Origin of the sequence: Streptomyces filamentosus (assembly GCF_014654895.1) — a bacterium.
Lineage (GTDB): Bacteria > Actinomycetota > Actinomycetes > Streptomycetales > Streptomycetaceae > Streptomyces > Streptomyces filamentosus.
In genome coordinates this window covers 2,165,765-2,189,030 of sequence record NZ_BNBE01000001.1, presented here as the reverse complement: position 1 = coordinate 2,189,030, position 23,266 = coordinate 2,165,765, and the positions used below count along the sequence as shown (strand labels likewise).

Sequence of the window (23,266 nt, the reverse complement as noted above, 5' to 3'; positions counted from 1 at the left end):
CCGCTCCCGGCGGACAACCACCGCCGTTCCGTCGTGGGCGGTCGTTCCGCCGGGGCGGAACGGGCGGGCACGGGGACGACGGGTACGGCGGGCCCGCGCGGGCTCCTGCTCCGTGGCAGGCTGGGGGCATGCGTACCGGAATCCGTGCCGTCATCGCCGTGGCCGCCGCGGCCCTCGTCCTGCCCGTGGCACCGGCCCACGCCGGGGAACGCCCCGCGGACGGGGACTTCACGATCGCGGATCCGCGGATCACGGAGTCCAGCGGGCTCGCGGCGAGCGCCGCGCACCCGGGGGTGTACTGGACGCACAACGACCAGGACAAGCCGCTGATCTACGGCGTCGACTCCCGGACGGGGGAGACCGTCGCGACGCTCACGATGGAGGGGGTGGGCACGCCCCGGGACATGGAGGCGATCGCGGTCGGCCCGGACGGCGACATCTACGTCGGCGACATCGGGGACAACCTGGACGGGTCCTGGGACCACGTCTGGATCTACCGCTTCCCGGAGCCGAAGGCGCTGAAGGACCAGACGGTCCGGGCGAAGCAGTACGTCGTGAAGTACGCGGACGGGCCCCGCAACGCCGAGGCCCTGATGGTGCACCCGAAGACGGGCCGCGTGTACATCGCCAGCAAGCGGGAGGGCGGCGGCTCCCTCTACGCGGGCCCGGAGAAGCTCTCCTCCTCCGGCACGAACACCTTCCGCCCGATCGGCGAGGTCCCGTGGGTGACGGACGGCGCCTTCTCCCCGGACGGCGAACGGCTGGTCCTGCGCAGTTACTTCAGCGCCCGCGAGTACGTCTGGAAGGACGGCCGCATCGACGGCGACGGCGTCTCCGCGGGCGCCCCGCTCCAGGGGCAGGCGGAGTCGGTGACGTACACCCGCGACGGTTCGGCGTTCATGTTCGGCAGCGAGGGCGCGAACAGCGGCGTCGTCCGCGTGGACCGCCCCGACGCCCCGGCGGCCTCCGGCGACACCCCGGGCGCGCCCAGGCCCTCCGGCGCGGGCGAGTCCCCCGCCGCCACCGGCCCCCAGGGCGGCAGCGCCACCACCGGCTTCCTCGTCCTCGCGGGCGGCATCGTCCTCGTCCTCGGCATCAAGAGGCTTCTGCGGCGCGGTGACTGACCGATCGTCATATTCCCGGGGGGTTGGCCGAAGGGGCACTGTCCGTCCCCGTGCCCCCGCGCGGACAATGCCTCCGTGCCCGCCACCGTCCGTCTCCGCGCCCGGGAGGGCTTCGACCAGTGGACCCACATGGTCGGCGAGCTGGTCATGCCCGTCTCGCTCAGCACCCCGTACGCCGACGACCGGTTCCGCGCCACCGCCACCTCCGTCCCGCTGGGTGACACCGGCCTGTCGGGCTTCTCCTTCTCCCCGATGTCGGCGCGCCGGGCGGCGGCCCACATCCGGCGGGGCGACCCGGAGCGGTACTTCCTCTTCCTCGTCCACGGCACCGCCGTCGGCATCGAGCAGCGCCGCAACACGGCCCTGCTCGCCGCGGGGAGCATGGGGCTCTTCGACACCTCGCACCCGCTCGCCTGCGAGTTCTTCGACGAGGGGGAGGACCGGCTGTCCCGGGTGAGCCTGATCCCGCTGCGCCGGGACCTGCTGCCGGTGCCGCGGGACCGGGCGGACGCCCTGCTCGGCACCGCACTGCCCGCCGGCACCGTCTCCGGCACCCTGCTCGCCTCGTACGTCTCCGGACTGCGGGCCCTGGCGGGCCGGGCCGACGCGGCCGAGCTGCACCGGCTGGGCGCGGCCACCCTCGCCCTGGCCTCCGCCTACCTCGCGACCGCCACCGACAGCACCGCGCCGCTGCCCGAGGAGACCCGCCGGGAGGTCCTGGTGGCCCGGATCCGGGCCTTCATCGACGCCCGGCTCTCCGATCCCGGCCTGGATCCGGCCACGGTCGCGGCCCACCACCACATCTCGGTGCGGCTGCTGCACCGGCTCTTCGAGGACCAGCCGGAGACCGTCGCCGCCCGCATCCGCCGGCTCCGCCTCGAACGCGTCCGCGCCGACCTCGCCGACCCCCGCCTCGCCCGGCACACCGTCGCCGCCCTCGCGGCCCGCCGGGGCTACCGCCACCCCGCCGACTTCAACCGCGCCTTCCGCCGCGCGTACGGGCTGCCGCCGGGGGAGTACCGGCGCCTCGCGGGGCGGCCCCGTACGACGGAAGGAGGGCCCGGCGCGACGCCGGACCCTCCTCCTCCCGTCACGGGTGCGTGATCAGAGGCGCTCGATGACGTGGTCGACGCAGGCCGTCAGGGCCCGCACGTCCGCCGGGTCGACCGCCGGGAACATCGCGATCCGCAGCTGGTTGCGGCCCAGCTTGCGGTAGGGCTCGGTGTCCACGATGCCGTTGGCGCGGAGCACCTTCGCGACCGCCGCCGCGTCGACCTCGTCGGAGAAGTCGATCGTGCCGATGACCTGCGAGCGCTTCGCCGGGTCCGTCACGAACGGGGAGGCGTGCTTGGACTCCTCCGCCCACGTGTACAGCGCGTCCGAGGACTCCTTGGTGCGCGCCACCGCCCAGTCCAGACCGCCCTGGCCGTTGATCCACTTCAGCTGCTCGTTGAGCAGGAAGAGGGTCGAGAGGGCGGGGGTGTTGTACGTCTGGTTCTTCAGCGAGTTGTCGATCGCCGTCGGCAGCGAGAAGAACTCCGGGACGTGCCGACCCGAGGCGTGGATCCGCTGCGCGCGCTCCAGGGCGGCCGGGGAGAACGCCGCCAGCCACAGGCCGCCCTCGGCGGCGAAGGACTTCTGGGGGGCGAAGTAGTAGACGTCCGTCTCGGCGATGTCGACCGGGAGGCCGCCCGCGCCGGAGGTCGCGTCCACGAGGACGAGCGCGCCCTCGTCGGCGCCCGCGACCCGCTTGACCGGGGCGGCGACACCGGTCGAGGTCTCGTTGTGGGTGTACGCGTAGACGTCGACGCCCGCCTCGGCCACCGGCTCCGGGTGGGTGCCCGGGTCGGAGGAGATCACGGTCGGCTCGGCCAGCCACGGGGCCAGCTTCGCGGCCTTCGCGAACTTGGAGGAGAACTCGCCGAAGGTGAGGTGCTGCGACTTGTTCTCGATCAGGCCGTGGGTCGCGATGTCCCAGAAGGCGGTGGAGCCGCCGTTGCCCAGGATCACCTCGTAGCCCTCGGGCAGCGAGAAGAGTTCGGAGATGCCGGCACGCACCTCGCCGACCAGGTTCTTGACCGGAGCCTGGCGGTGGGACGTGCCGAGGAGGGAGGTGCCGGTGGCGGCCAGGGCGTCCAGCGCCTCCGTACGCACCTTGGAGGGGCCCGCGCCGAAACGACCGTCTGCGGGCTTGATGTCAGCGGGAATCTGGATGTCGGCCACGAGCCGGAGGGTATCGGTTCGGGAAGGGCCCGGTCTCGGGATGTCCGCCGGATGAGACGAAAAGGACGAGCGACGAGACATCCTTGCGTCGTGGGAACAGACGAAGGCACACACCGGGAACTCGCCGCCGACCTCAGGTCCGCCGTCGCGGGGGACGTCGACTTCGGCGCCTCCGCGCGGGCCCTCGCGACCATGGACGCCTCCAACTACCGCCGCGTGCCCGCCGGTACGGTCGCGCCGCGCGACGCCGACGACGTCGCCGCGGTCCTGGAGGTCTGCCGGGCGCACGGCGTCCCCGTCGTCCCGCGCGGCGCCGGCACCTCCATCGGCGGCCAGGCCACCGGCACCGGCGTCGTGCTCGACCTCACACGGCACATGGCCGGAATCGTCTCCCTCGACCCCCGCGAGCGCACCGCCGTCGTCCGCCCCGGCCTCGTCCTCGGCCGCCTGCGGGACGCCGCCCGCCCGCACGGGCTGACCTTCGGCCCCGACCCGTCCACCCACAGCCGCTGCACCCTCGGCGGCATGATCGGCAACAACGCGTGCGGGGCGCACTCGGTCGCCTGGGGCACCACCGCCGACAACGTCCGCTCACTGGAAGTGATGACCCACGGAGGCGGGAGGCTGACGCTGGGGAAGGACGGACGGGGCGCGCCGCCCGGCCTCCTCGACCTGGTCGACCGGAACCTCGCCCTCCTCCGCACCGGCTACCCGCCCGGCCTGCCCCGCCGCATCTCCGGCTACGCCCTCGACGCGCTGCTCCCCGAGAACGGCCGCGACGTCGTCCGCTCCTTCGTCGGCAGCGAGGGCACCCTCGGCGTGGTGACGGAGGCGACGGTCCGCCTCGTCCCGCTCCCCGCCGACCCCGTCCTCGTCGTCCTCGGCCACCCCGACGAGACGGCGGCGGCCGACGCGGCGGCGGGCCTCCTGGCGTACGGCCCGCTGACCGTCGAGGGCATGGCCGCCGACCTCGTCGGACCGGCGGCGAAGGACCTGCCGAGGGGCGGCGCGTGGCTGTTCTGCGAGGTCGACGGGGAGGACGCGGCCCGGGACCTCGTGCGGGCCGCCGACGCGCTCGACGCGGCGGTCGTCCGCGACCCGGCCGGGCAGCGGGCCCTGTGGCGGATCCGCGAGGACGCCGCCGGGACCGCCACCCGCGTCCCCGGCGGAGGGGAGGCGTGGCCCGGCTGGGAGGACTGCGCGGTGCCGCCCGCCCGGCTCGGCGCGTACCTCCGGGACTTCCGCGCGCTGCTCGCCGACCACGGCCTGCGGGGGACCCCGTACGGGCACTTCGGCGACGGCTGCGTCCACGTCCGCGTCGACTTCGACCTGTGGACGCCCGCAGGCGTACGCGACTTCCGCCGCTTCTCGGAGGCCGTCGCCGCCCTGGTGGTCGCCCACGGCGGCTCCCTCTCCGGCGAACACGGCGACGGCAAGGCGCGGGCGGAGCTGCTGCCGAAGATGTACGGGGACGAACTGGTCGCCCTCTTCGGTGAGGTGAAGGACCTGTGGGACCCGGACGGCGGCCTCAACCCCGGCATGCTGGTCCGCCCCGAGCCCCTGGACTCCGGGCTGCGCTTCGAGGGGCTGGGCTTCGAGGGGCCGGGCTCCGGGGGTCGTGGCTCCGGGGGGCCGGGCTCCGCCGGGCTGCCGCTGGTGGCGCTGGGGCGGGAGGCGGCCCGGTGCGTGGGGGTCGCCAAGTGCCGGGCCGAGGGCCCGGGCACGGGCGACGCGGTCATGTGCCCGTCCTTCCGGGCGACGGGCGAGGAGAAGCACTCCACCCGGGGCCGGGCCCGCCTCCTCCACGAGATGGCCCTCGGCGAGGTGATCACCGACGGCTGGCGCTCGGAGGAGGTCCGGGAGGCGCTGGACCTCTGCCTGTCCTGCAAGGGCTGCCGCAGCGACTGCCCGGTGGGCGTCGACATGGCCGCGTACAAGGCGGAGTTCCTGGACCGCCACCACGCGGGGATCGGCGGACTGCTGCGCCGCCCCCGCTCCCACTGGACCATGGGCCGGCTGCCGCACTGGCTCGACCTCTTCGGGCGCGGCCTGAACGCGGCCCTGCGGCTGCCGTTCGCCGCCCGCCTCGCCGGGGTCGCCCCGGAGCGGACCCTCCCGAGGGTCGCGGACCGCACCTTCACCTCCTGGTTCGCCGACCGCGCCTCCGCCCGCACCCCGGACCTCACCCTCTGGCCGGACACCTTCACCGACCACCTCTCCCCCCGCACCGGCCGCGCCGCCGTCCGCGTCCTGGAGGACGCCGGCCTGGGCGTACGGCTCCCCGAGGGCCGCGTCTGCTGCGGCCTCACGTACGTGTCGACGGGACAGCTGGGGGCGGCGCGGCGGGTGATGCGGAGGACACTGGACGTGATGGAGGGGGCGGAGGGGGTGAGGACGGTCGCGGGGCTGCCCGTGGTCGTCCTCGAACCCTCCTGCGCGGCGACCCTCCGCACCGACCTCCCCGAACTGCTCCCCGACGACCCGAGGGCGGCCCGCCTGGCGGCGTCGGTCCTCACCTTCGCCGAGGCCCTGGAGACCCTGGCCCCCGACTGGACCCCGCCCCTCCTCGACCGCCCGGCCGCCGGCCAGACCCACTGCCACCAGCACGCCGTCCTCGGCGACGCGCCCGACCGCCGCCTCCGGGAGGCCGCCGGACTGACCGGCCCCCTGGCGGGCGGCTGCTGCGGCCTGGCCGGCAACTTCGGCTTCGAACCCGGCCACCACGAGGTCTCCCTGGCCTGCGCCGAGGACCAGCTCCTCCCCGCCCTCCGCACGGCCCCGGCCACGGCGGAGCTCCTGGCCGACGGCTTCTCCTGCCGCACCCAGATCGAGGAACTCACCGGCAGGAGGGCCCGCCACCTGGCGGAGACACTGGCGGAGGCCCTGGAGGAGGGCTTCGACGGGAGGGAGACGCCTTGAGCACGACCCGGAGCGGGAGCGGGGCCGGGAGCGGTGTGGGCTGGGACGGCCCCGCCGTCCGCGCGCGGGTGCGGGAGAAGGCTGCCGGGGACCCCGCCCTCGCACGCTTCGGCGCGCGCACCCACCGGTACGCGCTGACGCCCCCGCTGCCGGAGGCCGCGATCCGGGCCTTCGAGGAGGCCCACGGCATCGCCCTGCCCCCGGAGTACCGCTCCTTCGTCGCGGCGGCCGGCGACGGCCCGGCGGGCCCCGCCCACGGCCTGCTGCCGCTGACGGCCCCCCGCCCGGAGGCCGCTTCGGAGACCGGCGACGCGGACGACGGGTGGGCCGTGGACGACGAGTGGCGGGAGGACCGCCTCCCCGGCCGCCTCGCCGCCCCGTTCCCCCTCGCCGGACCCCTTCCCGGCCCGCTCGCCCGCCCCGAGGACGTCACCCCCGGCACGCTCACCCTCGCCGAGCACGGCTGCGGCACGTACGACCGCCTGGTCCTGAACGGCCCCCACGCGGGCGAGATCTGGACGCTGGACCCGGACTGGGGCGGCTTCACGCCGGTCAGCCCCGGCTTCCGCGCCTGGTACGGGGCGTGGCTGACGGGTCCGTGACGGGCCGTGAGGCACCGGCAAGGGCCGGGGAACGTACGGCCGTCTGTTCTGATCGGAACGCGTCTCCCACGTCGCCGTCCGCGACTCCAAGGACACCTCCCGCGCCCCGATCCGGGCGGCCCCGTCGTCCTCGCGGCCTTCGCGAAGGCGGCGGCGTGCGGCCGGATCTGAGCGGTTTAAGGTGCGGGGATGAACAACCCCGCACCACTTTCCGCCCCCGCCGCCTGCGCCTGCTGCGGTGACGCGCTCGCTGAGGAGAAGCGGATCGACGTTCGCTTCGGTCTGCCGGACATTGCCTTTGACCTGCCCGAAGAGGCTCGGCGGTCGCCGGGGCCCAGTGCGTTGCTGGCGCTGGAGGGGGCGGGGTTCTTCGTGCGCTGCCTGCTGCCGGTGCAGTTGACGGGGGAGACCGAGCTGATGCTCGGCGCATGGCTGGAAACAGACGAGGAGACGTTCCTGCGGGCCGCCGAGGTCTGGGAGGACGAGGCGGCGTACCCGGAGCTGGTCGTGCGCGGGCGCCTCGCGAACGCGGTGCGGCCGTGGGGCGAGGCGGTGCTGGGGGCGGAGTTCACGGCGCGGGTCCGGGAGGCCGAGGAGCTGCCGTACTTCGCGGAGGGGCGCGACCCGGAGGCCGTACGGCTGCTGGGGGAGACGTGGGACCGTGACGACGTCCTGGCGCGCTTCCCGCACCCGCTGCCGGTCGCGGTGCGGACGGATCTGGACGAGGGCTGGTGGGTGGAGCGGACGGCGGGCTTCTCCGCGCGCTTCGAGAACGGCGCGGACCAGTTCGTGGCGCAGGACCGCAGCGTGGCCGTGGGGCTGTTCCAGGACGACGAGCCGGGCCGCACCGCCGAGGACTTCCTCGCGGCGCTGCTGGAGGGTGCGCCCGAGGTGCCGGAGGGGCAGCGGCACACGGAGCGGCTGCCGGGCGGAGGCGTACGGTACGCCTTCTGGCAGACGCCGGAGGACACCGGCCGTACCCGCCACGAACTGACCGCGTACGCCGTGGAACCGGACGGCGCCGCAGCCGGCCTCTTCTGCTCCTACGAGACCCCCGGGCACCACGCCTGGGCCCGGCACGTCTGGCGCTCCTTGCAGCGGCGGCGCGGGGAGGACGCGGCCTGAGCGGGGGCTCCTGAAGCGTGCGGTGGCCGGGGCCTCCCGGTCCGGTGCGGCTTCACGCCGTGGTCCGGTTTCACGCCGTCAGGTCCGCTCTCGCGCGCCGCGAGCCGGGCCCCGCTCCACCGGCCGGCGGGCACGCTTCAGGAACCCCGCACGATCTCCCGCGCCATGGCGATCAGCGCCTCCGTGGCCGGGTGGGGGAAGGCGTCGCGCCAGGCGAGGAGGACCGGGAGGGGCGGGGCGCCGGGGAGGGGGCGGTAGGTGACGCCGGGGTGGGGGTGGAGGGCGGCGGTGGAGGCGGAGGAGACGCCCACGCCACGGGCGGCGGCGATGGCGGTGAGCCAGTCGTCGGTGTTGGCGACCGTGAGGGTGCGGGTGGGGCGGGCGGGCGGCGGCCACAGGGTGAGGGCGGTCGTGCCGGAGACGGTGTTGAGGACGACGGTCTCGTCCGCGAGGTCGAGGAGGGAGAGGGGGCCGGGGCGGTCCGCGAGGGGGCTGTCGGCGGGGAGCGCGGCGACCCTCGCCTCCGTGGTGAGTTCGGCGGTGACCAGGCCCGGCGCCTCCACGGCGCCGCGCAGCAGCGCCGCGTCGACCTGGCCGCGCGCGAGGCCGGCGGTGCGGTCGTCGACGCGGAGGAGTTCGAGCGGGGTCTCGGGGTGTTCGCGCTGCCAGCGCCGCAGGAGCGGGGTGGTGTACGGGCCGAAGGCCGACCACGCGTGCCCGAGGCGCAGGGGGCGGCGGCGCAGCCGGGCCGGGTCGACGGCGGCGTCGAAGGCGGCGAGGGCGGCGGCGGCCCGTTCCCGGAAGGCCCGGCCCTCGGCGGTGAGGGCGAGGTGGTGCGTGGAACGGTCGACGAGCCGCGCGCCGAGGTGCCGTTCGAGCGCGGCGAGGGTGCGGGAGACGGCCGGCTGGGTGAGGTGGAGGCGGGCCGCCGCGCGGGTGAGGTTCTCCTCCTCGGCGATGGCGAGGAAGCAGCGGAGGTGGCGCAGCTCGATGCTCACGGTCATGTCTGTGGAGCATAACCGCAGGAAGATCGGCATTTCCGCTGCCGCGCGGGGCTCCGTAGCGTGGAAGCGGAATCCGTTCGTCAGGATGCGAAACAGTGCACTACTCTGGACTGAGGGTTTAGTGGAGTGAACTTGCGGTCCGGCCCGGGGAAGGGCCGGGGAGGAGTGGTGGTGGTCGTGGACAGCCAGGCGGCGGGAGCGGCGGGAGTGGCATCGGCCCCGGCGGCGGCGGCGGTCGCGGTCGCGAGCACGGGTGCGGGTGCGGCTGCGGGCGCGGACGCGCGTACGGGCCCTGCCCCGGCCCCCGCCGCGCCCCCGCAGGCGTCCGCTCCGCGAGCGTCCGCCCCCCGGGGGGCCCGCCGTCTCGGTCCCGTCGCGCTCGTCGTGGCCGGCGGGCTCTCCGTCCAGTTCGGGTCGGCCGTCGCCGTGCTGCTGATGCCCCGGGCGGGCGCGCTCGGCGTGGTCACGCTGCGGCTCGTGCTCGCCGCGCTCGTCCTGCTGCTGGTCTGCCGGCCCAAGGTGCGGGGGTACGGCCGGGCCGACTGGGGGACGGTCGTCGCCTTCGGCACCGCCATGGCGGGCATGAACGTCCTCTTCTACCAGTCGATCGACCGGATCCCGCTCGGCGCCGCCGTCACCCTGGAGGTGCTCGGGCCGCTGGTCCTGTCCGTCATCGCCTCGCGCCGGCTCGTCAGCCTCCTCTGGGCGGGCCTCGCCTTCGGCGGGGTCGCCCTGCTCGGCGGGGACTTCGACCGGATGGACCCGCTCGGTGCGGGCTTCGCGCTCGCGGCGGGCGCCATGTGGGCCGCGTACATCGTCTTCAGCGCGCGTACGGGCCGCCGCTTCCCGCAGGCGGACGGCCTGGCGCTCGCGATGGCCTTCGGCGCGGTCCTCAGCCTGCCGCTGGGCATCGCCGACGCGGGCGGCGCGCTGCTGGTGCCGTCGACGATCGCGCTGGGCCTCGGCGTCGCACTGCTCTCGTCGGTGCTGCCGTACACCCTCGAACTCCTCGCCCTGCGCCGCCTGCCCGCCCCCACCTTCGCCGTCCTGATGAGCCTGGAACCGGCCATCGCGGCGGGCGCGGGCTTCTTCGTCCTGCACCAGGCGCTGTCCCTCACGGACGGCCTCGCCATCGCCCTGGTGATCGGCGCGAGCGTCGGCGCGGTGCGCAGCCAGAGGGCGGCCGCCCCCACCCCGTAGCCCCCGGCTTCCTTTCCGCGACCTCTCCTCGGCCGGCACCCGGATCACTCCGGGTGCCGGCCGACGCGTTTCCGCCGCCGGGGCCCCGCCGGGCCCCCGGCATAGCGTTCACTCTCTTCCTATTGCAACGCTCCGGCATATGCCGTTGCGTCAATTCTGAGCCCATTGCAATGAAATTGCTTGCTTGAGCTGCATAAATGCCATCGTGATGCAACGAAGTAGTTGCAGCACCTTGGAAAGCAACGTAGCTTTTCCCGTGTCGGAAACGCCGGCGCCGCTTCAGAGGAGCAGACATCATGCAGACCTTCGCCACCACCGCCCCGATCGCCGCCCGCATCGCCGTCCCCGCCGGCCACCTCCGCCTGATCGCGGCCGACCGGGCCGACACCACCGTCGACGTCCGCCCCGCCGACGCCTCCAAGTCCCGGGACGTGAAGGCCGCCGGCGAGGTCGCGGTCTCCTTCGCCGGAGGGGTCCTGGAGATCACCGCCCCGGAGGGCGAGAACCGGCTCTTCGGTGCCTCGGGCGTCGTCGAGATCACCGTCCAGCTGCCCGCCGGGTCCTCCGTCGTGGCGAAGACCGCCGCCGGGGAGCTGCGGGGCGTCGGCCGGCTCGGGGACGTCGCCTTCGACAGCGCCCAGGGGCCCGTCAAGTTGGACGAGGCCGCCACCGCGCGCCTCACGCTCCAGGACGGCGACATCTCCGTCGGCCGCCTGGGCGGCTCGGCCGAACTCGCCACCGCCCGCGGCGACCTGCGCGTCGCCGAGGCCACCGCAGGGACGGTCGTCCTCGCCACCCAGTCCGGCTCCATCACGGTCGGCGCCGCCCGCGGCACCTCCGCCGTCCTCGACGCCGGCACCGCCTACGGCCGCATCGCCAACTCCCTCCAGAACGCCGAGGGCAAGGGCGCGGGCCTCACCATCCGCGCCACCACCTCCCACGGCGACATCACCGCCCACAGCAACTGACCCGGTGACGGAGCCAGGAACCGAGCCGGCGACTGTGCAGGGAACGAACCCGCTTCACCCGTGCCGGCGAGCCGTCCGGCACGACGAACCCCGCCCGCCCCGCCGGCCGTCCCCCGGCGGGGCGGGCGGCCGTCACGCGTACGCCTCCGGCCGGGCCCGCCGCTCGCGGACCAGGGTGTGGACGAGGGAGTGCGCCCCGCCCGGGAGGAACGACAGGCCGGCGAACCGGGCGGCCGGGTCGCCGGTCGGCGCGGGCGTGCGCGGACCGGGACAGGAGGGGAGCCCCCGGGAGCAGCCCGAGGGGCGCGATCAGGTACTCCCACCAGGCCATGCCGTTTCCCCCGCCCCCGCCCGTACGCCGACCGCGTGACTGCCCAGGGTCGCGGCGGCGGCCGCACGCAACGCGGGGGCGGGATTCCGGGGTGGCCGTCATCCGTCCGCCGCCGCCGGGCCGCCGGAACGACACCCTCCCGCCCCCACCGCCCCGGCCCGATCCTGTCGATCTCTGGCCGACGCCCTGTTTCGGCGGTCCCGGACCCCGTCGATCATGGAGCCATGGCTCTTGAGATGCGCGAACGCTGCGAACGCTGCGAGACGACGGCCCTGCCGGCCGACGGCCCCGCCCGGATCTGCTCCTACGAGTGCACCTTCTGCGTGCCCTGTACGGAGGAGATGTCCGGGACCTGCCCCAACTGTGGCGGCGAGCTGGTCCCCCGCCCGCGCCGCGCGGGGTGAGGACGCGGCCTAGCGGACGACGTCGAGGACCTGCTTCTGGACGCCGTTCGCGTACGTCTCGTGCTCGACGACCTTCAGCTTCTGGGCGTCCTTGTCCGTGGTGCTGAAGAGGCGCTTGCCGGCGCCGAGGAGCAGCGGGAAGACCAGCAGGTGGTAGCGGTCGATCAGGCCGGCGTCGGAGAGGGCGCGGTTCAGGGACGCGCTGCCGTGCACGATGATCGGGCCGCCCTCGGTCTCCTTCAGGGCGGCGACCTCGTCCAGGGTGCGCAGGATCGTCGTCGGCCCCCAGTCGGAGACGAGGCCGTCGTCGGTGAGGGTGGTGGAGACGACGTACTTCGGCATCTCCTTGTAGTCGGCGAAGTCCGCCATGCCCGGCCACACGGGGCTGAACGCCTCGTAGCTGACCCGGCCGAGGAGCATCGCCGTCGCCTCCTGCTGTTCGCGGCCCTTGAGCTCGTACGCCTCCGGCAGGAACTCGACGTCCTTGAAGGTCCAGCCGGCGTTCCGGTAGCCCTCCTCGCCTCCGGGGGCCTCGACGACACCGTCGAGGGAGACGAAGGCGGAGCTGATGAGAGTGCGCATGTCGGTTCCTCGGTTCCTCTGCTGAAACGGTTCGCGGTGTCGCGTTCATGATCTAGGACCGCTGCTCCGGCGGAAACTCATCGGTCCCGGCCGTGTCGTCCTTCCGCGGCGGTCCGGCCTGCCCCCGCCAGGCCGCGTACAGCCCCGACACGGCCACCGTGACCGTGGTCAGGGTCGCGGGATCGGTCCCGCGCAGGACCAGGAGGACGGCCGTGCCGAGCACGGCGAGGAAGACGACGGGATCGAGGGCGCGGGGCGTGCGGGGCGTGGCCATGGTGGCTCCTGTCCGGTTGTCCGGTTCCGGTGTGCGGAGGCTGTCTCCTGGGCCAGACTCGCGGGGGAGCGGGGCGCTGCGGGAGGTGCAGCGGTGCTGCGGAGGCATCGGCAGCACCCGCCGGGAGAGGGGTGGGCGGATGACCGGGCTGAAGCCGTTCGGGCAGGAAGTGCCTCCGGAGGCACGGGAGTTGGCCACGGCGCTGCGGCAGCTCTTCGAGGGCCTCGCACCGCTGTCGATGCGCCGGTACGCGATCCGGAGGTCGTACGACTCCGGCGCCGTCTCCCGTTACTTCAGCGGGCTGCGCGTCCCGCACTGGGACTTCGTCCGGAACCTGCTGGGCGACGTGGCGGAGGCGCGGGGCGCCGAGGCCCCGACGGAGGAGACCGTGGCGATGCTCCGCGCGCTGCACCGGGCCGCCCTGTACGCGGCCAAGGGCCCCGTCCACAAGGTCCGGCTCCTGGAAGTGCAGTTGGCGGAGGCCGACGACGAGGCGCAGCGCGCGGCCAGGAGCGCGCGGCGCCTTGAGGAGGCCCTGGACGACCGCGAGCGGCGCATCCGCGACCTCGCGCTCCAGGTGCGGGAGCTGCGCGCGGAGCCGTCCGCCGACTCCGGCGAGTACGCCCGCCTGCGCGCGGAGATCCGGGACCTGGAGGAGGAGCTGGCCCGGGTCCGCGAGCTGCACCGCCTGGCGGAGGAGCGGTGCGAGGGGCTGGAGCGGCGGCTGGCGGAGGCGGAGGCGGCGTCCGTGGAGGGGGGTGGGACGGAGGTGGCGGAGGCCGAGGGGGTGTCGGCTGCGCCTGTGGAGCGGGGCGCCTCCCGTACGTACAACTTCCGGGTCGGCGGCGAGGGCAACGTGGTGAACGTCCACCAGGGTCCGGCGCCGATGGACGAGGAGGCCGCTGCGGCGCTCAGCGTGCAGGTCACCCACGGGGCCGATGGGTTCTTCAACGGCCTGCTGGTCGACGAGCGGACAGTGGTCGCGGTGGTCCCCCGGCACGTGCGGGTGGATGCGATGGGTTTGTTCCGGACCGTCTCGGTGGGCGAGCGGACCGTGGCGGCATCGGTGCGGCACGTCTACGAGGCGACTGGTCTGGAGAGAGGTGGCGCCAGCCTGCTCGTGCTGGAGCTCATGGTCCCTGTGCCGCCGCCCGCGAGTCCGGTGCGCCTCGACCGGAAGCCCCCGATCGGCTCCCGCCTCCTCGTGAGCACGCGGAACCCCCATGGGCCCTACTCGTGCCTGGTGGATCTCAAAGGGCGCACGAACGGCCTCCTGCGTGTGGAGGGCGGCTTCGACCGGTCGCTCACGGGTGCCCCTTTCTTTTCGGAGCGGGGCGGCGTGGCGGGCTTCCAGATCGTGACATCCGACGACTCCACGGTGGGCTACCTCTTTCCCGCCTCCGTCCTCGACGTCCTGGAGGACGTCGCCCTCCCCAACTGCTGACGGGCCCGTCCGCCCCAATCCAAGCAAGCACGCTTGATTGTTTCCCGGATCGCTGCCATGCTCCCACTCCTCAGGCCCGTCCTCCCGAGGGGAGCGCACCGTGTCCGACCCCGCAGACGTCCTCGTCGACCTGCGTGCCGAAGGCGGCGAACTCGACGCGATCGTCAGCGAGTTGAGCGAGGAGCAGTGGAGGCGGGCGACGCCCGCGCCGGGGTGGAGCGTGGCGCACCAGATCGCCCACCTCGCCTGGACGGACCGGGCCGCGCTGCTCGCGATCACCGACGGCGACGGCTTCGCGGCGGAGGTGGAGAAAGCGCTCGCCGCGCCCGAGCGGTTCGTGGACGGCGGGGCCGAGGAGGGGGCCGCGCTGCCGCCCGGCGAGCTGCTGGCCCGCTGGCGGGAGGGGCGGGAGCGGCTGGAGGAGGCGCTGCGGGGGGTGCCGGCCGGCGGGCGGTTCCCCTGGTACGGGCCGCCGATGAGCGCGCCGGCGATGGCCACCGCCCGGCTGATGGAGACCTGGGCGCACGGGCAGGACGTGGCCGACGCCCTCGGAGTCGTACGGAAGCCCACCGCCCGGCTGCGGCACGTCGCCTGGATCGGGCACCGGGCCCGCGACTACGCCTACCTGGTGCGGGGCGAACAGCCGCCGGGGGAGCCGGTGCGGGTGGAACTCGTATCGCCGGAGGGCGAGTTGTGGGCGTACGGCCCCGAGGACGCCGCCCAGCGCGTCACCGGCGACGCGCTCGAGTTCTGCCTCCTCGTCACCCAGCGGGTGCACCGCGACGACACCGCGCTCCGCGCCGAGGGCGCCGGCGCCGAGCACTGGCTCCGCATCGCCCAGGCCTTCGCCGGACCCGTCGGGGCCGGAAGGCCCGCCGGGGCCGGGCGGCCCGCCGGGACCGGGGGAGGGGCGTGATGCCGGGGGAGGGCGCGGTGCTCCGCATCGGGAACGCCTCCGGCTTCTACGGCGACCGTTTCTCCGCCGTCCGCGAGATGCTGACCGGCGGCCGGCTCGACGTCCTCACCGGCGACTACCTCGCCGAGCTGACCATGCTGATCCTCGGCCGGGACCTCCTCAAGGACCCCGCCGGGGGGTACGCGAAGACCTTCCTGCGGCAGATGGAGGAGGGGCTGGGGCTCGCCCACGAGCGCGGCACCCGGATCGTCGCCAACGCCGGCGGGCTCAACCCGGCCGGGCTCGCGGACGCCCTGCGCGAGCTGGCCGCGAAGCTCGGGCTGCCGACCCGCGTGGCGCACGTCGAGGGCGACGCGCTGCCGCCGGGGCCCGGCGTCCTGACGGCCAACGCCTACCTGGGCGGAGCCGGGATCGCCGCCTGCCTCGCGGCCGGCGCGGACGTCGTCGTCACCGGCCGGGTCACGGACGCGGCGCTCGTCACCGGGCCCGCGCAGTGGCACTTCGGCTGGGGCCCGGAGGAGTACGACCGGCTCGCCGGGGCCGTCGTCGCCGGCCACGTCCTGGAGTGCGGCACCCAGGCCACCGGCGGCAACTACGCCTTCTTCACGGACCGTCCCGCCGACGTCCTGCGCCCCGGCTTCCCCCTCGCCGAGCTGTACGAGGACGGGTCGGCGGTCGTCACCAAGCACCCCGGCACCGGCGGTTTCGTCGACGTCGGGACCGTCACCGCACAGCTCCTCTACGAGACCTCCGGCGCCCGTTACGCCGGGCCCGACGTGACCGCCCGGCTCGACACCGTGCGGCTCGCGCAGGAGGGGCCCGACCGGGTGCGGATCCACGGGGTGCGGGGCGAGGCGCCGCCGCCCGTGCTCAAGGCGGGCCGCTGCCGGCTCGGCGGGCACCGCAACGAGGTCGTCTTCGTCCTCACCGGCCTCGACGTCGACGCCAAGGCCGCGCTCGTCCGGGCGCAGCTCCACGAGGCCCTGGCGCAGGACCCGCCCGCCGAGGTCCGCTGGGAGCTGGCCCGCACCGACCGCGAGGACGCGGCGACCGAGGAGACCGCGAGCGCCCTGCTCCGGCTCGTCGTCCGCGACCAGGACCCGGAGAAGGTGGGCCGGGCCCTGACGGGGGCCGCGATCGAGCTGGCCCTCGCGAGCTATCCCGGCTTCCACGTCACCGCGCCGCCCGGCCGGGGCGCCCCCTACGGCGTCTTCGAGACGGCGTACGTGCCCGCCGCCGACGTCCCGCACACGGCCGTGCTGCCCGACGGGACCCGCCTGCCCGTCCCCGTACCGCCCGCGACGCGGGTCCTGGAGCCCGTGCCCGAGCCGGACCTGCCGCCGCCGCTGCCCGGGGGGCCCGTGGTCCGTGCCCCGCTGGGGCGGGTCGCGGGCGCCCGCAGCGGCGACAAGGGCGGGGACGCGAACGTCGGCGTGTGGGTGCGGACGGACGCGGAGTGGCGGTGGCTCGCGCACGCCCTCACCGTCGACCGCTTCCGCGAACTCCTGCCGGAGACGGCCGGGTCGGACGTCACCCGGCACGTGCTGCCCCACCTGCGGGCGCTGAACTTCACCGTCGCCGGACTGCTCGGCGAGGGCGTCGCCTCGCAGGCCCGCTTCGACCCGCAGGCCAAAGCCCTCGGCGAATGGCTCCGCTCCCGGCACCTGGACGTACCGGAGGAACTGCTGACCCCCGCGACCGCTTCCCCGGCTTCACCGGCTTCACCGACCGACTCCGCGACCGTCCGCCCCGGCCCTCGGGAGGAAACCCCGTGACCGTCCTCGCCTCCGCCCTCGACCCCACCGGGCCCGACCACGCGGACCACCGCGCCGCCATGCTGGAGAAGCTCGCCGCCCTCGACGCGGAGCACGCCAAGGCCCTCGCGGGCGGCGGCGAGAAGTACACGGCCCGGCACCGGGAGCGGGGCAAGCTGCTGGCCCGGGAGCGGATCGAGCTGCTGCTCGACCCGGACTCGCCGTTCCTGGAGCTGTCGCCGCTCGCCGGCTGGGGCAGCTCCTACCAGGTGGGGGCGTCGCTCGTCACCGGCATCGGGGTGGTGGAGGGCGTCGAGTGCCTGGTCACGGCCAACGACCCGACCGTGCGCGGCGGCGCCTCCAACCCGTGGACGCTGAAGAAGGCGCTGCGGGCCAACGAGATCGCGTACGCCAACCGGCTCCCGGTGATCTCGCTGGTCGAGTCCGGCGGCGCCGACCTGCCCTCGCAGAAGGAGATCTTCATCCCGGGCGGGGCGCTCTTCCGCGACCTCACCCGGCTCTCCGCCGCCGGCATCCCGACGGTCGCGGTCGTCTTCGGCAACTCGACGGCCGGCGGGGCGTACGTGCCGGGCATGTCCGACCACACGGTGATGATCGAGGAGCGGTCGAAGGTCTTCCTCGGCGGGCCGCCGCTGGTGAAGATGGCGACGGGCGAGGAGAGCGACGACGAGTCGCTGGGCGGCGCGGCGATGCACGCGCGGGTGTCCGGGCTCGCCGACCACTACGCGGTGGACGAGGCCGACGCGATCCGGCAGGCCCGCCGGATCGTCGCCCGGCTCAACCACCGCAAGGCGCACCCGGATCCGGACCCGTCGGCGGTCGAGCCGCCGAAGTACGACGCCGAGGAACTGCTGGGGATCGTGCCCGGCGACCTCAAGAAGCCGTTCGACCCGCGCGAGGTGATCGCTCGGATCGTCGACGGCTCCGACTTCGACGAGTTCAAGCCGCTGTACGGGCCCAGCCTCACCACCGGCTGGGCGCGGCTGCACGGCTATCCGGTGGGGATCCTCGCGAACGCGCAGGGAGTGCTGTTCTCCGCCGAGTCGCAGAAGGCCGCCCAGTTCATCCAGCTGGCGAACCAGCGGGACATCCCGCTGCTGTTCCTCCACAACACCACCGGCTACATGGTGGGCAAGGAGTACGAGCAGGGCGGCATCATCAAGCACGGCGCGATGATGATCAACGCGGTGTCGAACTCGAAGGTCCCGCACCTGTCCGTCCTCATGGGGGCGAGCTACGGCGCCGGGCACTACGGCATGTGCGGGCGGGCGTACGACCCCCGGTTCCTCTTCGCCTGGCCCAGCGCCAAGTCCGCCGTCATGGGGCCGCAGCAGCTCGCGGGCGTCCTGTCGATCGTGGCGCGGGCGTCGGCGGCGGCGAAGGGGCGGCCGTACGACGAGGAGGCGGACGCCGGGCTGCGGGCCCTGGTCGAGGCGCAGATCGAGTCCGAGTCGCTGCCGCACTTCCTCTCCGGCCTGCTCTACGACGACGGGGTCATCGACCCCCGCGACACCCGCACGGTCCTCGGGCTGTGCCTGTCCGCGATCCACACGGCACCGGTCGAGGGCGCGCGCGGCGGCTTCGGCGTCTTCCGAATGTGAGGCCCTGATGATTTCGACCGTCCTGGTCGCGAACCGCGGCGAGATCGCCTGCCGCGTCTTCCGCACCTGCCGCGAGCTGGGCATCGCGACCGTCGCCGTCTTCTCCGACGCCGACGCCGGAGCCCTGCACGTGCGGGAGGCGGACACGGCGGTACGGCTGCCGGGGGCGTCGCCCTCGGAGACGTACCTGCGCGGGGACCTGGTGGTGGCGGCGGCGCTCGCGGCGGGCGCGGACGCCGTCCACCCCGGCTACGGCTTCCTCTCCGAGAACGCCGCCTTCGCGCGGGCCGTGACGGAGGCGGGCCTGCGCTGGATCGGGCCGCCGCCGGAGGCCATCGAGGCGATGGCGTCGAAGACCCGGGCCAAGGAGCTGCTGGGGATCGAGCCCCTGCGCGACGTCACGGCGGCCGACCTGCCCGTGCTGGTGAAGGCGGCGGCGGGCGGCGGCGGTCGCGGCATGCGGATCGTCCGCGAACTCGCCGATCTGGAAGGGGCGTTGCGGGCGGCGTCGGCGGAGGCGGAGAGCGCCTTCGGGGACGGCGAGGTGTTCGTCGAGCCGTACGTGGAGGACGGCCGGCACGTCGAGGTGCAGGTCCTCGCCGACGCCCACGGCACGGTGTGGACGCTCGGCACCCGCGACTGCTCCCTCCAGCGCCGCCACCAGAAGGTGATCGAGGAGGCCCCGGCGCCCGGTCTGCCGCCCGCGCTGGCGGAGGAGCTGTACGAGCGGTCGGCGGCGGCGGCGAAGGCCGTCGGCTACGTCGGCGCGGGCACCGTGGAGTTCCTGGTCGCGGACGGCCGGGCGCACTTCCTGGAGATGAACACCCGCCTCCAGGTCGAGCACCCGGTGACCGAGGAGGTGTACGGCACCGACCTCGTCGCCCTCCAGATCGCCGTCGCCGAGGGCGCCCCGCTGCCGCCGGAGCCGCCCGCCCCCCGGGGCCACGCGGTCGAGGCCCGGCTGTACGCGGAGGACCCGGCGGCGGACTGGGCCCCGCAGACGGGCCGGCTGCACGCCTTCGGTGTGCCGGGCGTGCGCGTCGACACCGGGTACGCCTCCGGGGACACCGTGCCGGTGCACTACGACGCCATGCTCGCCAAGGTCGTCGCCCACGCGCCGACCCGCGCGGAGGCCGTCCGCCGGCTCGTCCACGCCCTGGAGCGGGCCGTGATCCACGGCCCGGCCACCAACCGCGACCTCCTCGTCGCCTCGCTGCGGCACGAGGAGTTCCGGGAGGTGCGGCGGCTCGACACCGGCTTCTACGGACGGAACCTGACCGCCCTCGCCGTCCCCCCGGACGGCGGACCCTGCGCGGCGGTCGCCGCCGCCCTCGCCGAAGCCTCCCGCAACTCCGGCCGCTTCGGCGGGGGCTGGCGGAACGTCCGCTCGCAGGACGAGGTCAGGGAGTATGGCGGCCACGAGGTCCGCTACCGCCCCCTGAGGGACGGCGGCTTCGAGGTCCTCGCCCCCGAGGGGGTCCGCGTCGTGAGCGCGGCGCCCGACCGCGTACGGCTCGAAGTGGCTGGAGTGGTACGGGACTTCGAGCCGCGCTCGTACGGCCCCGGGGTCGTCCACGTCGGCCCCCACCGGCTCGCCGCCCGCCCCCGCTTCACCGACCCGCGCGAGCGGACCCTCCCCGGCTCCCTCCTCGCGCCCATGCCCGGCACCGTCGTCCGGCTCGCGGACGGCCTGGCCGTCGGCGACCGCGTCGAGGCCGGACGGCCCCTGCTCTGGCTGGAGGCGATGAAGATGGAGCACAAGGTCACCGCCCCCGCCTCCGGCACGCTCACCGCGCTCCACGCCGCCCCCGGCCACCAGGTCGAGGTCGGCGCCCTGCTCGCCGTCGTACAGACCGAAGCAGCCGTGCACACCGACGCACAGGAGGACCAGACAGCATGAGCACCGACATCGAGCCCCGGGAGCACACCGAACTCCGCGCCGCCGTCGCCGCGCTCGGCCGCCGCCACGGACCCGGCTTCGACCGGGCGGCCCTGTGGGCCGAGGCCGGCAAGCTCGGCTACCTCGGGGTGAACCTGCCGGAGGAGTACGGCGGCGGGGGCGGCGGCATGGCCGAACTGTCCATCGTCCTGGAGGAGGCGGGCGCGGCCGGGGCACCGCTCCTGATGATGGTCGTCTCGCCCGCGATCTGCGGCACGGTCATCTCCCGCTTCGGCACGGACGGGCAGAAGGCGGCCTGGCTGCCCGGCCTCGCGGACGGCACGCGGACGATGGCCTTCGGCATCACCGAACCCGACGCGGGCTCCAACTCGCACCGCATCACCACCACCGCCACCCGCACCGAGGACGGCTGGGTCCTGAACGGCCGGAAGGTCTTCGTCTCCGGCGTCGACATCGCCGACGCGACCCTGATCGTCGGCCGCACCTCGGACGCCCGCACCGGCAGCCTCAAGGCGTGCCTCTTCATCGTCCCGCGCGACACCCCGGGCTTCGGCCGCCGGCACATCGAGATGGAACTCGACGCGGACGAGAAGCAGTTCGAGCTGACCCTCGACGACGTGCACCTGCCGGCGGACGCGCTCGTCGGCGACGAGGACGCGGGACTGCTCCAGCTCTTCGCGGGCCTCAACCCGGAGCGGATCATGACGGCCGCCTTCGCGATCGGCATGGGCCGCTACGCCCTCGACCGGGCCGTCGGCTACGCCAAGGAGCGACAGGTCTGGAAGGCGCCCATCGGCTCCCACCAGGCCGTCGCGCACCCGCTCGCCCAGGCCCACATCGAGCTCGAACTCGCCCGCCTGATGATGCAGAAGGCGGCGAAGCTGTACGACGCGGGCGACGACCTCGGCGCGGGCGAGGCCGCCAACATGGCGAAGTACGCGGCGGCCGAGGCGTGCGTGAAGGCGGTCGACACCGCCGTCCACACCCTCGGCGGCAACGGCCTCACCAAGGAGTTCGGCCTGGCCCGGCTGGTGACGGCCTCCCGGGTGGCCCGGATCGCCCCCGTCAGCCGGGAGATGATCCTGAACTACGTCTCGATCCACTCCCTGGGGCTGCCCAAGTCGTACTGAAACGGCGGTTCGGAGCCACCGGGCCGTGAAGGCCGTGCCGTACGGGTCCCCGGTTGTGAAGGTCGTGTGTACGATCCACGGCCACGGTGCCCCGTACGGCGCCGCCGTCCCCCTTCCCGTCCCCGGAGCCGCGCGTGCACCCCCAGCAGAACCCGTACCAGCCCGCCCCGGCGTGGCAGCCGCCCAGACGCTGGTGGCAGCACCCGGCGCTGATCGTCACCCTGCTCGTCCTCCTCCCGCCCGTGGGCATCGTCCTGGCCTGGCTCGGGCGGTGGACGAACCGGACGAAGACCGTGGCGACCGTCCTGTCCGCCCTGTGGTTCGTGGTGGTGATGGTCATGGACCCGCCGGAGGAGCCGGGCGCGGGCGACCCGAAGCCCGCCGTGACGGCCCCGGCCACCCCGACCCCCACGGAGGAGCCGTCGACCGAGGCGCCGGCCCCGACGCCCGAGCCGACCACCGAGGCCCCCACCACCGAGGCGCCCACGCCCACCCCGGAGCCGACGACCGAGGCCCCGACGCCCGACCCGACGACGCCCGAGCCCACGACCGAGGCGCCGAAGCCCGCGCCCACCACCCCGAAGCCGGCCACGCCCAAGCCGAAGCCGCCGGCCCCGACGACCCGGCCGGCGGAGACGGCCGAGCCGGAGCCGGACCCCGCGCCGTACTACGCCAACTGCACGGCCGTCCGTGCCGCGGGCGCCGACCCCATCCACGTGGGCGAGCCGGGCTACGGCCGTCACCTCGACCGCGACGGCGACGGCGTCGCCTGCGAGTGACCCGGCCGGGCCCGTCGGCTCAGGGCGTCCACACCCCCGTCACGGCCGTGGACCTGACGTACTCCGCGAAGTCGCGGGGCTCGCGGCCGAGCGCCCGCTGGACGCCGTCCGCGAGCTCCGCGAAACGGTTCTCGGCGATCCAGCCGAAGAGCAGGTTCAGCAGGGCGGTGAAGTCGTCCGGCACGCCCGCGCGGGCGGCGCGGGCCGCGAACTCCTCGGGGGTGTCGGCCCGGTGGGAGACCTCCCGGCCGGTGGCGCGGGAGATCTCCTCCGCCACCTGGGCCAGGGAGAGCAGGCGCGGCCCGGTGAGCGGGTACTCCGCCCCGGCGTGGCCGTCCTCGGTGAGGGCGGCCACCGCCACGTCCGCGATGTCGTCGGCGTCGACGAACGCCTCGGTGCCGGAGCCGGTCGCCCACCCCAGCTCGCCGTCGAGGACCTGGCCCCGGAAGAAGGCGTCCTCGCTGAAGTTCTGGGAGAACCAGGAGGGCTTGAGGAGGGTCCAGGCGGCGCCGGACTCGCGCACGGCCCGCTCGCAGGGCAGCTTCTCCTCGCCCTCGGCGGCGACCCAGTCGCGGTGCGAGAGCAGCACCAGCCGCTCGACCCCACGGGCCGCCGCGAGCTTCGCGAACTCCCGCATGAGGTCCCCGGCGTCGGCGGTCATCGAGTCGACGAGATAGGCCGCGCGGACGCCGTCGAGGACGGGCTCCCAGGTGTTCTCGTCGGTCCAGTCGAAGCGGACGGGGCCCTTGCGGGCGGCGACGCGGACCTCCTGGCCGCGCTGCCGCAGCCGGGAGACCACGCGGCGGCCGGTCTTGCCGGTGCCGCCGAGGACCAGGACCGGGTGCCGGCCCGGGATCGGGTTCGGGTTCGGGGTCGGATTCGGGACCGGGGTCGTGTTCGGGATCGGATTCGGGTTCTTCGGGGTGCTGTTCGTCATGCGTTCAGTCAAACCGGGGGCGGGCGGG

The 23,266-nt window shown here is 74.8% G+C and carries 20 protein-coding genes; 15 read left to right on the top strand and 5 right to left on the bottom strand.

The features are described from left to right. Nucleotides 1-128: 128 nt before the first annotated feature. Together IE326_RS09745 and IE326_RS09740 are read left to right on the top strand one after the other, a co-directional pair. Nucleotides 129-1,124 (top strand): WD40 repeat domain-containing protein, encoded by a 996-nt coding sequence (locus IE326_RS09745; RefSeq protein ID WP_190041302.1) that lies wholly within the window; start codon nucleotides 129-131, stop codon nucleotides 1,122-1,124. A 75-nt stretch (nucleotides 1,125-1,199) separates the two neighbouring features. Next, nucleotides 1,200-2,228: a helix-turn-helix domain-containing protein gene (locus IE326_RS09740; protein ID WP_229915267.1), complete on the top strand. Its 1,029-nt coding sequence runs from the start codon at nucleotides 1,200-1,202 to the stop codon at nucleotides 2,226-2,228. Here the strand turns inward: IE326_RS09740 and serC are convergent, their stop codons facing one another. Then, a complete protein-coding gene (gene serC / locus IE326_RS09735; protein ID WP_150230417.1) occupies nucleotides 2,229-3,347 on the bottom strand; it encodes a phosphoserine transaminase in 1,119 nt (372 codons plus the stop codon). A gap of 51 nt (nucleotides 3,348-3,398) precedes the next feature. Between serC and IE326_RS09730 the strand changes: the two genes are divergently transcribed. The 3 genes from IE326_RS09730 to IE326_RS09720 all read left to right on the top strand — a co-directional run bounded on the left by IE326_RS09730 (nucleotide 3,399) and on the right by IE326_RS09720 (nucleotide 7,993). Beyond that, nucleotides 3,399-6,266, top strand: a complete 2,868-nt coding sequence (locus IE326_RS09730) for an FAD-binding and (Fe-S)-binding domain-containing protein (protein ID WP_190041301.1) — start codon at nucleotides 3,399-3,401, stop codon at nucleotides 6,264-6,266. Continuing rightward, a complete protein-coding gene (locus IE326_RS09725; RefSeq protein WP_229915266.1) occupies nucleotides 6,263-6,868 on the top strand; it encodes an SMI1/KNR4 family protein in 606 nt (201 codons plus the stop codon). Before IE326_RS09730 ends, IE326_RS09725 begins: the two co-directional genes overlap by 4 nt. 189 nt (nucleotides 6,869-7,057) lie before the next feature. Beyond that, on the top strand, nucleotides 7,058-7,993 hold the full coding sequence (locus IE326_RS09720) for a DUF2199 domain-containing protein (protein ID WP_190041300.1): 936 nt from the start codon (nucleotides 7,058-7,060) through the stop codon (nucleotides 7,991-7,993). Nucleotides 7,994-8,130: 137 nt separating this feature from the next. On the opposite strand, the gene IE326_RS09715 is transcribed toward IE326_RS09720, so the two are convergent. Beyond that, the gene (locus tag IE326_RS09715) at nucleotides 8,131-9,030 is read right to left on the bottom strand and encodes a LysR family transcriptional regulator (protein WP_190041299.1); all 900 of its coding nucleotides are present in this window, start codon (nucleotides 9,028-9,030) and stop codon (nucleotides 8,131-8,133) included. Nucleotides 9,031-9,168: 138 nt separating this feature from the next. On the opposite strand from IE326_RS09715, the gene IE326_RS09710 reads away from it, so the two are divergent. The 3 genes from IE326_RS09710 (at nucleotide 9,169) to IE326_RS09700 (ending at nucleotide 11,900) form a co-directional block, all read left to right on the top strand. Next, complete coding sequence (locus IE326_RS09710) at nucleotides 9,169-10,197, top strand: EamA family transporter (RefSeq protein WP_229915265.1); 1,029 nt, start codon at nucleotides 9,169-9,171, stop codon at nucleotides 10,195-10,197. Nucleotides 10,198-10,493: 296 nt separating this feature from the next. Continuing rightward, complete coding sequence (locus tag IE326_RS09705) at nucleotides 10,494-11,165, top strand: DUF4097 family beta strand repeat-containing protein (RefSeq protein WP_190041298.1); 672 nt, start codon at nucleotides 10,494-10,496, stop codon at nucleotides 11,163-11,165. Nucleotides 11,166-11,720: 555 nt separating this feature from the next. Then, entirely contained in the window at nucleotides 11,721-11,900 is a 180-nt protein-coding gene (locus IE326_RS09700) for a DUF1272 domain-containing protein (RefSeq protein WP_150230427.1), read from the top strand. A gap of 9 nt (nucleotides 11,901-11,909) precedes the next feature. On the opposite strand, the gene IE326_RS09695 is transcribed toward IE326_RS09700, so the two are convergent. Beyond that, nucleotides 11,910-12,482 carry a dihydrofolate reductase family protein gene (locus IE326_RS09695; protein ID WP_150230429.1) on the bottom strand — a complete coding sequence of 191 codons (573 nt, stop codon included), beginning with the start codon at nucleotides 12,480-12,482 and terminating at the stop codon, nucleotides 11,910-11,912. A 52-nt stretch (nucleotides 12,483-12,534) separates the two neighbouring features. Continuing rightward, the gene (locus IE326_RS09690; protein WP_150230431.1) at nucleotides 12,535-12,756 is read right to left on the bottom strand and encodes a hypothetical protein; all 222 of its coding nucleotides are present in this window, start codon (nucleotides 12,754-12,756) and stop codon (nucleotides 12,535-12,537) included. A 139-nt stretch (nucleotides 12,757-12,895) separates the two neighbouring features. Here IE326_RS09690 and IE326_RS09685 point away from each other — a divergent pair, with 139 nt between their 5' ends. From IE326_RS09685 to IE326_RS40600, 7 genes are all read left to right on the top strand, one after another. Beyond that, on the top strand, nucleotides 12,896-14,200 hold the full coding sequence (locus IE326_RS09685; protein WP_190041297.1) for a coiled-coil domain-containing protein: 1,305 nt from the start codon (nucleotides 12,896-12,898) through the stop codon (nucleotides 14,198-14,200). Between the two features lie 100 nt (nucleotides 14,201-14,300). Next, a complete protein-coding gene (locus IE326_RS09680) occupies nucleotides 14,301-15,116 on the top strand; it encodes a TIGR03084 family metal-binding protein (RefSeq protein WP_190041296.1) in 816 nt (271 codons plus the stop codon). Then, complete coding sequence (locus IE326_RS09675; RefSeq protein WP_190041295.1) at nucleotides 15,116-16,891, top strand: acyclic terpene utilization AtuA family protein; 1,776 nt, start codon at nucleotides 15,116-15,118, stop codon at nucleotides 16,889-16,891. The genes IE326_RS09680 and IE326_RS09675 overlap by 1 nt, the downstream gene beginning before the upstream one ends. After that, the gene (locus IE326_RS09670; RefSeq protein WP_150230439.1) at nucleotides 16,888-18,492 is read left to right on the top strand and encodes an acyl-CoA carboxylase subunit beta; all 1,605 of its coding nucleotides are present in this window, start codon (nucleotides 16,888-16,890) and stop codon (nucleotides 18,490-18,492) included. The genes IE326_RS09675 and IE326_RS09670 overlap by 4 nt, the downstream gene beginning before the upstream one ends. Before the next feature lie 7 nt (nucleotides 18,493-18,499). After that, entirely contained in the window at nucleotides 18,500-20,392 is a 1,893-nt protein-coding gene (locus IE326_RS09665) for an acetyl/propionyl/methylcrotonyl-CoA carboxylase subunit alpha (RefSeq protein ID WP_190041294.1), read from the top strand. Next, nucleotides 20,389-21,522 (top strand): acyl-CoA dehydrogenase family protein, encoded by a 1,134-nt coding sequence (locus tag IE326_RS09660; RefSeq protein WP_150230443.1) that lies wholly within the window; start codon nucleotides 20,389-20,391, stop codon nucleotides 21,520-21,522. The genes IE326_RS09665 and IE326_RS09660 overlap by 4 nt, the downstream gene beginning before the upstream one ends. 134 nt (nucleotides 21,523-21,656) lie before the next feature. Then, nucleotides 21,657-22,301, top strand: coding sequence for an excalibur calcium-binding domain-containing protein (locus IE326_RS40600; protein WP_229915264.1), 645 nt, complete (start codon nucleotides 21,657-21,659; stop codon nucleotides 22,299-22,301). Nucleotides 22,302-22,320: 19 nt separating this feature from the next. Here the strand turns inward: IE326_RS40600 and IE326_RS09650 are convergent, their stop codons facing one another. Then, entirely contained in the window at nucleotides 22,321-23,238 is a 918-nt protein-coding gene (locus tag IE326_RS09650; RefSeq protein ID WP_190041293.1) for an NAD(P)H-binding protein, read from the bottom strand. Nucleotides 23,239-23,266: the final 28 nt, after the last annotated feature.